This window comes from Pantoea sp. NGS-ED-1003, from assembly GCF_000738765.1.
GTDB classification, from domain to species: domain Bacteria; phylum Pseudomonadota; class Gammaproteobacteria; order Enterobacterales; family Enterobacteriaceae; genus Pantoea; species Pantoea septica.
Genome location: NZ_JPQA01000002.1, coordinates 424022 through 436926, shown reverse-complemented (window position 1 = coordinate 436926; position 12905 = coordinate 424022). Strand labels below are relative to the sequence as shown.

The following is a 12905-nucleotide window of genomic DNA, read 5'->3' as shown; positions in this document are numbered from 1 at the left end:
TATAAAGTCACATGCAGGCAAATCGATGTTTTTTAAACGGCAAAATGGCAGCGCTACGTAAATTTTGCAGTACTCTTCCCCTGCTTTGCCGCCAGAATTCGCGTAGCGCGATCGTTTATTGCGATGTTTAACTTTTATACGGAACAAGATCGTTTAATCGCCACTTCGCGGAAGCGGCGCCAGTTGCCTCTCCTCGCAGCCATAACGGTAAACTCTTACCCGCTCTCTTTATGCTATTTTTTTGCATTAAGCCGATGATCTGCCAGTAGTCGATTACACTTTCTGTTTCGAGGCAGTCATTACAAGGAAATGAGGTATTCATGAGTCAACTCTTTAGCGCAACGCATATTGGCAAGCTGGCACTGGAAAACCGCATTGTTATTGCGCCGATGTGTCAATACTCCGCGAGCGAAGGCAAAGCCACCGCATGGCATCGCATCCATCTTGGGCAGCTGGCGCTTTCCGGCGCGGGCCTGCTGATTATCGAGGCCACCGCGGTTGAGCCGATTGGCCGCATTACTCCGGGCGACCTCGGCCTGTGGGACGACGATACCGAAGCGGCTTTACGCACGGTACTGGAAGATATTCGTGCCTATTCGCCGATTCCGGTCGGCATTCAGCTGGGGCATGCTGGCCGCAAAGCCTCGTGCGCCGCGCCCTGGGAAGGCGGTCATCAGCTGACGCTTGAAGAAGGCGGCTGGGAAACGGTCGCGCCTTCCGCGCAAGGTTTCCATGAAGAGGATCGCCCGCCGCTGGAACTGAGCCGCGACGATCTCGCACGTGTTAAACAGAAGTTTGTCGACAGCGCGAAGCGCGCGGAGAAACTCGGCATTCAACTCATTGAGCTGCACGCTGCGCATGGCTATCTGCTGCATCAGTTCCTGTCGCCGCTCAGCAACCACCGTGAAGATGAATATGGCGGTTCGCTGGAAAATCGCATGCGCTTTCCGCTGGAAATTTTCCGCGCGGTGCGTGAGGCGGTCTCTGATGATATCGCGATCGGCGTGCGTATTTCCGCAACCGACTGGGTTGAGGGCGGCTGGGATAATGCGCAGTCCATTGAATTAAGTAAAGAATTTGAGGCCGCAGGCGGCGATTACGTTCACGTATCGAGCGGCGGCCTTGCGCCTCAGCAGTCAATTACGGTAGGACCAGGCTACCAGCTGCCGTTCGCGCGCGATATTCGCAAAGAGGTGAATATTCCGGTTATCGCCGTCGGCCTGATTACCGAGCCGAAACACGCCGAAGCGGTGCTGCAGGAAGGCACCGCCGATCTGGTGGCGCTGGCGCGCGGCGTGCTCTACGATCCGCGTTGGCCGTGGCATGCTGCCGCCGAACTGGGCGCGCAGGCGATTGCACCACCGCAGTATCTGCGTTCTGAACCGCACGGATTGAAAGGTACGTTAAAGGCTAACCGCTAACTCTCTCTGCCGGCTCTCTCCTCAGGGCCGGTTTTTCTCTCGTTTCTGTGACGCGCGACAGCAGCGCTTTTTTATCTTAAGGTTTCTCTAAGCTGTAAAATGTAAAACTCTACTCAGTTACTGAGGAGAGTAAAAATGAAATCTGCCCTGCTTTTTAAACGCGAAGAATATCTGGCGATGCTGATCGCGTCTGCAAGCGTAATTAGCTACTTAGCTATCTGGTTCAGAACCTGAAAAATGTGACGCTGTCACTGATGTGGCGCATCGCTCTCTGTCGCGCTTTCGGTTGATGTCGTCATACACTTTCTTATGCGCTCGATATGGAGCGTTAAATAGGTCAGTTCGTCCCTTTCCAGGTCATAGTGATAATGCAGCTGCAGGAGATTTTCTATTTTTTTCGCGCACCGCCATGCGGTAGCGTAATTGCTTTTTATCGTATTGCAGAGCGTGTCATCTTCTTCGGCTTCAGTTCTTTGCGCGTGCATCCGCATGGCAAAAAACTTCAGATGAGTAATAAATCGCTGATAGCTTAGCGAGTCTGGCATATATTTTATCTGGAGCTGTTTTTCTACCAGATCCAGTATATCCTGCATCACGCGCGTTATTTTCATCACTTCCGGCATGGCGCTGTTAAGCTGCGCCGTGATCAAATGAAGGGCAATAAACCCCGCCTCATCTTCCGACAGTTGAATATTCAAACGACGGGCGATAATCGCGCACGCCTCTTCGCCCATCGCATATTCGTGAGGATAGAAGCGACGGATCTCCCACAGCAGCGCATTTTTCAGGCTGAGCCCCTGCTTCTGGCGCTCAATGGCGTAATGGCAATGATCGGTCAGCGTCAGATAAATGCTTTCATGTAACTCGCCCAACTGTTGCGTCGCCCGCGCGATAATGCGATCGCAGGCGATCATCACCTCAAGCGGGATTTGTCGCAGCAGTTCGCCCAGCCGACTGTTAAGCTCGTCGCTTTGCAAACAGAAGACTTTCTCGATGCGCGTCGCATCCAGCGTCTCGCCCGGCCGCTTTTTATACGCCAGGCCGCAGCCCATCACCACAACTTCCCGCTGCTGCGCATTTACCGCTATTACGGCGTTGTTGTTGAGTATTTTCGCTATTTTCATACCTTCCCCCAAATAAATATTTTTTACCTTATCTATTATTATTTTCCTGATTAAGGTTTCCCTCTGTAATTCGTGCTTTATGGTAGCACCGGGAAAAGCAAATCAAACCGTTTTGTCATGGCCTTGTTGTTAAATGTGATGCTGCATCCAGGATTGCGCTTTCTATTTTTATTATGCTCTTCATGTGAATGAAAAGTAAAAGTCATGCAGCTGATTGAGTTGAGTTTATCTTCGCGTTAATAGATTTGGTAAATTAAGCGGTAGCTGGATCCATGCTACCCTGTAGCAATTTAATTCCTTGAGCAACATCACAATAATACTGGTGATGAGGCTGGACTCTTTTACCGTCGACTGTTAATTTCTTTCTGTTTCGGGGTTGTTACTTCCAACAGGCAAAACCTGAGAGACTTATCGCAGCGGTGCTGTAATAAGTCTTCTCAGGTTTTTTTTTGCGCTTTATTAATCTTGAATCAACGCGGGTATAAAAATGAAATATCAGGCACTCGCTCAGGACATACTCAGGCAGGTCGGCGGCAAAGAGAATATTCGTAGTCTGGTGCATTGCGCCACACGGCTGCGCTTTAAGCTCAACGACAGCCAGCAGGCGGACGCTGAAAGTCTGAAGGCCAATCCAGAGGTCATTATGGTGGTCGAAAGCGGCGGTCAGTTTCAGGTGGTGATCGGCAGTCATGTGCAGGAAGTGTATGCAGCGCTCTGTCGGGAAGCGGGCCTGAACGACGTAAAGCGCGGCGCGCCAACGCAACACCAAGAAAAGCAGGCGCTGGCGGCGGCTTTTATCGATGTGGTGTCCGGCATATTCACGCCCTTTCTCGGCGTCATGGCGGCCTGCGGTATTCTGAAAGGCGCGCTTGCTCTCTGCCAGGCGGCAGGATGGCTAACGGAAAGCAGCGGAACCTGGCGGATATTATTCGCTGCGGCCGACGCGCTGTTTTACTTTTTGCCGCTGGTGCTCGGCTATACCGCCGGTAAAAAGTTCGGCGGCAAACCTTTTGTTACCCTGGTTATTGGCGGCGCGCTGGTTCATCCCACCATGCTGGCTGCTTTTCAGGCGGCGGCGACGGGAGAAACTGCGACCTTCTTCGGGGTGCCGATTGTGTTTATCAACTATGCCTCGTCGGTAATCCCCGTCATCTGCTCCGCCTGGTTCTGCTGCTGGCTGGAGCGCCAGTGCGACAGGATCATGCCCTCGGCGGTGAAAAGCTTCTTTACGCCACTCATGTGTCTGGCGGTGACCGTGCCTTTGACTTTTCTGGCGATCGGCCCGCTGGCGACCGCCCTTAGCCAGCTGCTGGCGGACGGCTTCCAGTTTGTTTACAAAGCCGCGCCCTGGCTGGCTGGCGGACTGCTCGGCGCGGTGTGGCAGGTCTGCGTGATTTTTGGCGTCCACTGGGGGCTGATCCCGCTAATGATGAACAACATGGCGGTGCTGGGGCATGATCCGATGCTGGTTATCTTGCTGCCCGCGGTATTTGGTCAGGTCGGCGCCGCGCTTGGCGTATTCCTGAAAACGCGCGACGCGCGACTAAAAGCGCTGGCTGGCTCGAGCGTTATCTCTGGGGTATTCGGCATTACCGAACCCGCCGTCTACGGCGTGACGCTCCCCAGCCGTCGCCCCTTTATTTTCGGCTGCGTCGGCGGTGCGCTTGGCGGCGCTATCGTTGCGCTGAGCCATAGCCAGGCTTACTCGTTCGGGCTGGCGAGTATTTTCACGCTGGCGCAGATCATTCCCGCAAGCGGCATTGATAGCTCCGTCTGGGGCGCGATCGTCGGCGCCGCCTTTTCCCTGATTCTTGCCTGCCTGCTGACAGTGGTTGCAGGCTTACCACAGCCGCAGCGCGCCGACGCCGGTTAAGCGCTGTGATAAAAAGGAGACGTCCATGAAGAGTGAATTTCCGCAGGAGTTTCTATGGGGAGGTGCGCTGGCCGCTAATCAGGCTGAAGGCGCGTATCGCGAAGACGGCAAAGGATTATCCACTTCCGACATGCTGCCTCAGGGCATTTTTGGGCCGGTGGTGGAACGCCAGCCAGGCGACTTCAACATCAAAGATATCGCTATCGATTTTTATCATCGCTATCCCGAGGATATCTCGCTGTTCGCGGAAATGGGCTTTACCTGCCTGCGTGTCTCTATCGCCTGGGCGCGGCTGTTTCCGCAGGGCGATGAACAGCAGCCAAACGAGGCGGGCCTGGCCTGGTACGATAAGCTGTTTGACGAGCTGGCGCGTCATAATATCCAGCCGCTGGTGACGCTGTCGCACTATGAGATGCCCTGGGGGCTGGTGCAGAACTATGGCGGCTGGACTAATCGCCAGCTCATTACCTTCTTCGAACGCTACGCGCGTACCGTTTTTACGCGCTATCGCAACAAGGTAAAGCTGTGGCTGACCTTTAATGAGATCAATATGTCGCTGCACGCGCCGCTAACCGGCGTGGGTTTACAGGGCGACGCGAGTCAGACGGAGATTTATCAGGCTATACATCATCAGCTGGTTGCCAGCGGCCTGGCGGTGAAAGCCTGTCATGAGCTTATCCCGGATGCGCGCATCGGCAATATGCTGCTTGGCGGTCTGCTCTATCCGCTGACCTGCAAGCCTGATGATGTGTTCGCCGCGCTGCAGGAGAATCGGCGCTGGCTGTTCTTCGGCGACGTACAGTGCCGCGGCCGCTATCCAGGCTATATCAAACGCTACTTTCGCGAGCAGAATATTACGCTGCACACCGAACCGACTGACGTCGAGGCGCTGAGCCATACGGTCGATTTCATCTCGTTCAGCTATTACATGTCCGGCTGCGCCACCGCCGACGCCAGTCAGGCGGAAAAGCTACGCGGCAATATTCTCGATATGGTGCCCAATCCCCATCTCGACAGCTCGGAATGGGGCTGGCAGATCGATCCCGTCGGGCTGCGCACCCTGCTGAATATTTTATGGGATCGCTATCAGAAGCCGCTGTTTATCGTTGAAAACGGCCTTGGCGCCAGGGAAAAGCCTGATGCAGACGGCCAGATCAACGACGACTACCGCATTCGTTACGTCAACGATCATCTGGTGCAGGTCTGGGAAGCGCTTAATGATGGCGTAGAGATCATGGGCTACACCTACTGGGGACCGATCGATCTGGTCAGCGCCTCAAAAGCGGAGATGGAGAAACGCTATGGTTTTATCTATGTGGACCGTCATCAGGACGGCTCCGGCACGCTGAAACGCAGCCGGAAAAAGAGCTTTTACTGGTATCGCGACGTGATCAACAGCCGTGGCGCGACGCTCAGCCGCTAGCAAAAAAAAGCCCTGCGCTGGCAGGGCTTTCACGATTAGCTTTTCCTGCAGGAAGTCAGAATATCGTCATCCGCTTTATAGACGTTAGTCGCCGTGCCGGTCAGCCCCAGCATGGTGGAGAAGAGGTTATCCTGCGAAAAGTTATCCTGCGCAGCCAGCTTATCAAGACAGCTTTTGTTCACCCCATAACGTTGCTGATAGTCCGGCGACAGCCAGATCAGCATCGGCACATGTTTCTGCACCTCTGGCGCGATGGCATAAGGCATCCCGTGTAGATAGGTGCCGTTCTCGCCCAGCGATTCGCCATGATCGGAGAGATAGACCAGGCTGGTGGTAAATCTGTCCTGATGCGCCTGCAGCAGCTTAATCGCCTTATCGACGATAAAATCGACGTACAGCAAGGTGTTGTCATAGGTATTCACCAGCTGCTCTTGCGAACAGTCCTGAATCTGATTGGTGTCGCAGGTCGGCGTAAAGCGGCGGAATTGCGGCGGATAGCGATTGTAATACGTCGGGCCGTGGCTGCCGATGGTATGCAGCACGATAACGCCGTTACCCTGCAGCTGCTGAATATACGCCTCTAGCCCGTGAAACAGCACCTCGTCATAGCATTCGCCTTTGATGCACATGCCCGCCAGGTTCAGGCTGGACACATCCTGATGCGGCACGCGATCGCAGGCGCCTTTGCAACCGCCGTCGTTATCGTTCCACAACACCTTGATGCCGGCGCGCTGAATCACATCCAGCAGCCCTTCCTGATGTCCGGCAAGCGCGTCGTCATAGTGGACGCGCGGCATACCGGCAAACATGCAGGGAACCGACACCGCCGTCGCTGTGCCGCAGGAGGCGGTATGCGGGAAATAGGTGACGTTATCTTTTTTCAGCAGCGGATTGGTTTCGCGATCGTAGCCGGAAAGGGAGAAATCCGCGGCGCGCGAGGTTTCGCCGACGATTAAAATGGTCAGATTCTTTTTGCCCGTTTGCATCGCAGGTTGCAGATGCGCGTCTTCGCCGATTTTAACCAGCGGCAGATTCATATCCCGGTTGTGTTTATACCAGGAGATGGTGGCGGCAATGGAGTTGGACGGGCTGAGCGACTTCACCAGCTCTTTCTGATTGCGAAACAGCGAGGCGTAATCTTTGTAGAACAGCGACGCCACCAGCAGAATGCAGATCACCGACGCCGCCACGCTGATAATGCGATAAACAGCGCTTTTCCAGAAGGGCCTGGTCGTACGAATGCGCACCCAGAACGCCAAAGCCGCCATAACGACGCCGGAAAGCAGCAGCGTCGCCACCAGCTGCGGCGTCATTAGCGCCAGACTCTCTGACGGCGTGGTGTCGAGGATATTCACCAGCATCGACCGATCAATAATCACCCCATAATTCCAGATGAAATATTGCGCGGCGGCGGAGACCAGAATAAACAGCGCGATCACCGCGCGATCGAGCCAGATAAAAGAGGCGGTGGTCACGACGATATTAATCACCGACATCGCCACCAGCGGCATCGAAAGAAACACCAGCCAGTTGCGCACGCTATCCAGCGGCATGGCGGCGATCACCTGGTGATAAAAGGCCAGGTTGAGAAATACCGCGATATAAACCGAAAACAGCAGCAGAAAAGAGAGCCGATTTAGCGTCGGTCTTTTATTGAGTGGGAAAAACATGCTTGCAGTCCATCTGTTAACAGGAGCGGGCAGCATGCTGTATTAACTTTAGGGAAACCTTAAGCCACTTTAATCAGAGCACGCGCCATCATGTTGACGGCGGCAAAGCGCGTTAAACTTGTCGCCCGCCTTGCTTACGATCACAGGAGAAGAGATGATCACGCTGCGCCTACTGCTTTCGGAATCCAACGATCCCTGGTTTAACCTCGCCGTCGAGGAGTGCATTTACCGCCAGATGCCCGCCACGCAGAAGGTGTTATTTCTCTGGCGCAACGCCGAAACCGTGGTCATCGGCCGGGCGCAAAATCCCTGGAAAGAGTGCAACACGCGGCGTATGGCGCAGGACGGCATCAAGCTGGCGCGACGCAGCAGCGGCGGCGGCGCGGTGTTTCACGACCTGGGCAACTGCTGCTTTACCTTTATGGCGGGCAAGCCGGAATATGACAAGAGCGTCTCGACCGGCATCATTTTGCACGCGCTGAGCAGGCTGGGGATTGAAGCCGAAGCGTCGGGACGTAACGATATCGTGGTCAGACGCGGTGAAGAGATGCGCAAAATTTCCGGCTCCGCCTATCATGAAACCCCCGATCGCGGCTTCCATCATGGCACTTTTTTAATCAATTCCGATCTGTCGCGGCTGGCGGATTATCTCAACCCGGACATCAAAAAGCTGCGAACCAAAGGCATCACCTCGGTGCGCTCGCGCGTAGCGAATTTAACGGAAATCGCGCCAGCCATAAATTACACCGCTATTTGTGACGCCGTCACCGAATCTTTTTTCGATTACTATCAGGCGCGCTGCCAGCCGGAACGCATTTCGCCGGAGGCGCTGCCCGACCTGCCTGGCTTTGCCGATCAGTTTGCGCGGCAGAGCAGCTGGGAGTGGAACTTCGGCCAGTCGCCCGATTTCTCTCACCTGCTCGATACCCGCTTTGCCTGGGGCGGCGTGGAGATCCATTTCGACGTCGAGCGCGGCATGATCAGCCGCTGTCAGATTTTTAGCGATAGCCTGAATCCTGCGCCGCTGGAGGCGCTGGCGACGCAGCTGCAGGGCGTCGCCTATCGTCCCGATACACTGGCCGCCGCGGTGGCGCAGCTGAAAACGGCCTGGCCCGCGCAGCATGAGGAGCTGACGCAGCTGGAAAGCTGGCTTACCGCCAGCGTCCGCTAGCGCGCAAAGGGGCCGGGCATCACCGATTCGCGCAGCGACAGGCTGGCGGCGAACGCCTCGGCGTCCTGCCAGGACCCGCCGTCGAGCATCGCCAGCAGGCGCGCAATCGCCTCCTGAATCATTTGCGTGACGGGGATTTTGACGCTGGAAAGCGCGGGCACGGTAAAGGGCGCGAGCGGAATATCGTCAAAGCCCAGCACCGACACCTGCGTCGGCACCGCGATCTGCGCCGTGGTCAGCGCTTTGATAGCACCGATCGCCATCTCGTCGTTGCTGGCCACCAGCGCGCTAAAGGCGCAGCCGCTGGCGAGCAGCGCAGACGTGGCCTGCGCACCGCTCTCCGCATGCCAGTTTCCCTGGGCGATGAGCGCCTCGCGCAGCGGGATGCCGTTTTCTTCCAGCGCCGCTTTATAGCCGGCCAGGCGCTCAAGGCCGGTCGGGGAATCGAGCGAGCCGGTGATAAAGGCGATATCCCGATGGCCGAGATCGATAAGCGATTGTACCGCCATCGCGCTGATCCGCTTCTGATCGGCGTAGATGCAGAAGCTGTGGTGCTGACGCAGGCGTCGGTTTACCACCAGCACCGGCTGTTTGTGCTGCGCGATGATCTCGTCCATTTCGTCGATGGTTAGAAAGCGCGGATAGATGATGATGCCGTCGCAGCGCAGGTCGAGCAAAAAGTCGATCGCCGCCCGCTCCTGCGCCGCGCTGTGCTTGCCGTCGGCCAGAATAAGCTGGCGGCCCTGCTGTTCCAGCATGCGCGCGGAGTGCGACATCAGCTCGGAAAAGTAGTTGCCGCTGTAGAGGGTGTTGGTTACCACCAGTCCTATGGTCTGGGTTGATTTCACCGACAGATTGCGCGCCAGCAGGTTAGGACGAAACTCCGTTTCGGCCACCGCCTGCATCACCTTTTCCCGCGTCTCCTGACTGACATAGCCATTGCCCGACAGCACTCTGGAAACCGTGGCTTTTGACACCCCCGCCCGTTTCGCGACCTCAAGTATGGTGGCCATAATTTTTTCCTTTTCCCTCAATCAGCTGAGCAGTCTACTTAACCTCAGACGCCGCTCGACAAGCATCAATCCAGTAAGTGATGCCAGTCACAGTTTGAAAAATATCCGCATTTGCCATCTTGTTATCAATTTTGCAACTGTTCATGATTTTGTGAAACCGGTTTCCTATGGCGCATCATCACGCCTTAGCGAATCAGCGCGCACTCTGTCCCTACAACAGCAGGCGGCCGGTAAAAAACACTCTACTCATAAAAACAGAGACGCAAAACTATGCCTAATCCCTACGCAGAAGTCTCTCGCGCCATCGTACAGTCGCTGGGCGGTATGCAGAACATTGAGGCGGTCACCCACTGCATGACGCGCTTGCGGTTCGTGGTTAAAGATCGCGGCCTGATCGACAGCGCCGCGCTCAAAGCGCTGCCTGGCGTGATGGGCGTGGTCAACAACGATACACAGTGTCAGGTCATTATCGGCAACAACGTCGGCAAGGCCTATCAGGCGATCCTGGAACTCGGTACCCCAGCCGCCTCAGGCGGCGCGCCAGTGAAACGTAAAATCACCCTGAGAAGCATCGGCGCCGGCATTCTCGATGCGCTGGTGGGTACCATGTCGCCGCTGATACCGGCCATTATCGGCGGCTCGATGGTGAAGCTGCTGGCGATGGTGCTCGAAATGAGCGGCGTGCTGCCGAAAGGCTCCTCGACGCTGACCATCCTGACGGTGATCGGCGACGGCGCCTTTTTCTTCCTGCCGGTGATGGTCGCCGCATCCGCCTCGCTGAAATTTAAAACCAATATGTCGCTGGCAATCGCCATTGCGGGCGTGCTGCTGCATCCCGGCTTTATCGACCTGATGGCGAAAGCGGCGCAGGGTCAGGCGGTGGACTTCGCGTCGATTCCGGTGACGCCGGTGAAATACACCTACACGGTGATCCCGGCGCTGGTGATGACCTGGATCCTGTCGCATATCGAACGCATCATCGACCGCATCACGCCGGCGGTGACGAAAAACTTCCTGAAGCCGATGCTGATCGTGCTGGTCGCCGCGCCGATCGCCATTCTGCTGATTGGCCCGCTCGGCATCTGGATCGGCAGCGGCATTTCCGCGCTGGTTTATACCGTGCACGGCTATCTCGGCTGGCTCTCGGTGGCGATTATGGGCGCGATCTGGCCGCTGCTGGTGATGACCGGCATGCATCGCGTTTTCACCCCGACCATTATTCAGACCATCGCAGAGAGCGGCAAAGAGGGCATGGTGATGCCGTCGGAGATCGGCGCCAACCTGTCGCTGGGCGGCTCCTCGCTGGCGGTCGCCTTTAAAACCAAAAACCGCGAACTGCGCCAGACCGCCCTCGCCGCTGCCGCTTCCGCGATTGTCGCGGGCATTTCCGAACCGGCGCTCTATGGCGTGGCGGTGCGTCTGAAGCGTCCGCTGGTCGCCTGTCTGATCAGCGGCTTTGTCTGCGGCGCGGTTGCCGGGGTCGGCGGGCTCGCCAGCCACTCGATGGCGTCGCCGGGACTCTTTACCAGCGTGCAGTTTTTCGATCCCGCCAATCCGATGAGCATCGTCTGGGTGGTGGCGGTGATGGTGCTCTCCGTGGTGCTCTCTTTTATTTTGACGTTGATTTTAGGTTTTGAAGATATTCCGGAAAGCGCGCCCGAGGCCAGCGCCTCGCCCACGCCATCCGACGCGATTAAGCCCGTTAAGGCAGCAGTCCATCATTGAGGTAATTTATGTCGGAACTGACATTTCCAGCAGGTTTTTTATGGGGTGGCGCACTCGCCGCGAATCAGTCTGAAGGCGGCTATCGTGAAGGCGGGAAAGGCCTGACGACGGTTGATATGATCCCGCACGGCGCCGCGCGCATGCCGGTTAAGCTGGGGTTAGAGAAGCGCTTTGCGCTGCGCGAAGACGAATACTATCCGAGCCATGAGGCGATCGATTTTTATCACCGCTATAAAGAGGATATCGCGCTGATGGCGGAGATGGGCTTTACGGTGTTCCGCACCTCTATTGCCTGGAGCCGCCTCTACCCACGCGGCGATGAACGCGAGCCCAACCCGGAGGGCATCGCTTTTTACCGCAGCCTGTTCGAGGAGTGCCAAAAGTACGGTATCGAGCCTCTGGTTACGCTGTGTCATTTTGACGTGCCGATGCATCTGGTCATGGAGTATGGCTCGTGGCGCAACCGCAAAATGGTCGATTTCTTCGCCCGCTATGCGCGCACCTGCTTTGAGGCCTTCGACGGGCTGGTGAAATACTGGCTCACCTTCAATGAGATTAACATTCTGCTGCACAGCCCTTTTTCCGGCGCGGGACTGGCGTTCGAAGCGGGCGAGAATCAGGATCAGGTGAAGTATCAGGCGGCGCACCACGAGCTGGTGGCCAGCGCGCTGGCGACCCGAATTGCCCACGAGGTCAACCCGGCCAACCAGGTCGGCTGCATGCTGGCGGGCGGCAACTTTTATCCCTGGTCCTGCAAGCCGGAAGATGTCTGGGCGGCGCTGGAGAAGGATCGCGAGAATCTCTTCTTTATCGACGTGCAGGCCAGAGGTGCCTATCCCTCCTATGCCGCCCGCTTGTTCCGCGAGAAAGGCGTCACTATCGAGATGGCGAGCGACGACGTAGATATTTTGAAAAACAGCGTCGACTTTGTGTCGTTCAGCTATTACGCGTCACGCTGCGCCTCGGCGGAGATGAACGAGCAGAACAGCAGCGCTGCCAACGTGGTGAAGTCGCTAACCAATCCCTATATTAAACGCAGCGACTGGGGCTGGGGCATCGATCCGCTGGGTCTGCGCATCACCATGAACATGATGTACGACCGCTATCAGAAGCCGCTGTTTCTGGTAGAGAACGGGCTGGGCGCGCAGGATACGGTGGAGGCGGACGGCAGCATCAACGACGACTACCGCATCAGCTATCTGCGCGAGCATATTCGGGCGATGGCGCAGGCGATCGACGACGGCGTGCCGGTGATGGGCTACACCACCTGGGGCTGCATCGATCTGGTCGCCGCCTCGACTGGCGAGATGAGTAAGCGCTACGGCTTCGTCTATGTCGACCGGGATGATTTAGGACGCGGCACGCTGGCGCGCTCGCGCAAAAAATCGTTCTGGTGGTACAAAAAAGTGATCGCCAGCAACGGCCGCGATCTCAGCTAAGAGAGGGTGAATCAGGCAGCAAAATTCATGCGCGGCAGCTCAATTT

At 56.5% G+C, this 12905-nt stretch carries 8 protein-coding genes and 1 pseudogene; 6 read left to right on the top strand and 3 right to left on the bottom strand.

Translation table 11 applies throughout. The annotated features are described in order from the left end of the window. The first annotated feature begins 320 nt into the window (after nt 1–320). Nucleotides 321–1421 (top strand): NADH:flavin oxidoreductase/NADH oxidase, encoded by a 1101-nt coding sequence (locus JS46_RS05515; protein WP_033748781.1) that lies wholly within the window; start codon nt 321–323, stop codon nt 1419–1421. 248 nt (nt 1422–1669) lie between these two features. On the opposite strand, the gene licT is transcribed toward JS46_RS05515, so the two are convergent. Next, nucleotides 1670–2545: a BglG family transcription antiterminator LicT gene (gene licT, locus JS46_RS05510; protein WP_051905576.1), complete on the bottom strand. Its 876-nt coding sequence runs from the start codon at nt 2543–2545 to the stop codon at nt 1670–1672. Between the two features lie 487 nt (nt 2546–3032). On the opposite strand from licT, the pseudogene JS46_RS05505 reads away from it, so the two are divergent. Both JS46_RS05505 and ascB read left to right on the top strand, forming a co-directional pair. Further along, a pseudogene (locus JS46_RS05505) lies at nt 3033–4412 on the top strand (PTS transporter subunit EIIC); the annotation flags it as partial. 31 nt (nt 4413–4443) lie between these two features. Next, entirely contained in the window at nt 4444–5841 is a 1398-nt protein-coding gene (gene ascB, locus JS46_RS05500; RefSeq protein WP_033748779.1) for a 6-phospho-beta-glucosidase, read from the top strand. Nucleotides 5842–5876: 35 nt separating this feature from the next. Here ascB and eptA read toward each other — a convergent pair whose 3' ends face one another. Next, nucleotides 5877–7511, bottom strand: coding sequence for a phosphoethanolamine transferase EptA (gene eptA / locus JS46_RS05495; RefSeq protein ID WP_033748777.1), 1635 nt, complete (start codon nt 7509–7511; stop codon nt 5877–5879). 154 nt (nt 7512–7665) lie between these two features. Here eptA and JS46_RS05490 point away from each other — a divergent pair, with 154 nt between their 5' ends. Beyond that, nucleotides 7666–8682, top strand: coding sequence for a lipoate--protein ligase A (locus JS46_RS05490; protein ID WP_033748775.1), 1017 nt, complete (start codon nt 7666–7668; stop codon nt 8680–8682). On the opposite strand, the gene JS46_RS05485 is transcribed toward JS46_RS05490, so the two are convergent. After that, a complete protein-coding gene (locus JS46_RS05485; RefSeq protein WP_033748773.1) occupies nt 8679–9695 on the bottom strand; it encodes a LacI family DNA-binding transcriptional regulator in 1017 nt (338 codons plus the stop codon). The genes JS46_RS05490 and JS46_RS05485 overlap by 4 nt on opposite strands. Nucleotides 9696–9965: 270 nt before the next feature. On the opposite strand from JS46_RS05485, the gene ascF reads away from it, so the two are divergent. Continuing rightward, entirely contained in the window at nt 9966–11420 is a 1455-nt protein-coding gene (gene ascF, locus JS46_RS05480) for a PTS cellobiose/arbutin/salicin transporter subunit IIBC (protein WP_033748771.1), read from the top strand. A gap of 8 nt (nt 11421–11428) precedes the next feature. Next, a complete protein-coding gene (locus JS46_RS05475; RefSeq protein ID WP_033748770.1) occupies nt 11429–12859 on the top strand; it encodes a 6-phospho-beta-glucosidase in 1431 nt (476 codons plus the stop codon). The last annotated feature ends 46 nt before the right edge of the window (nt 12860–12905 follow it).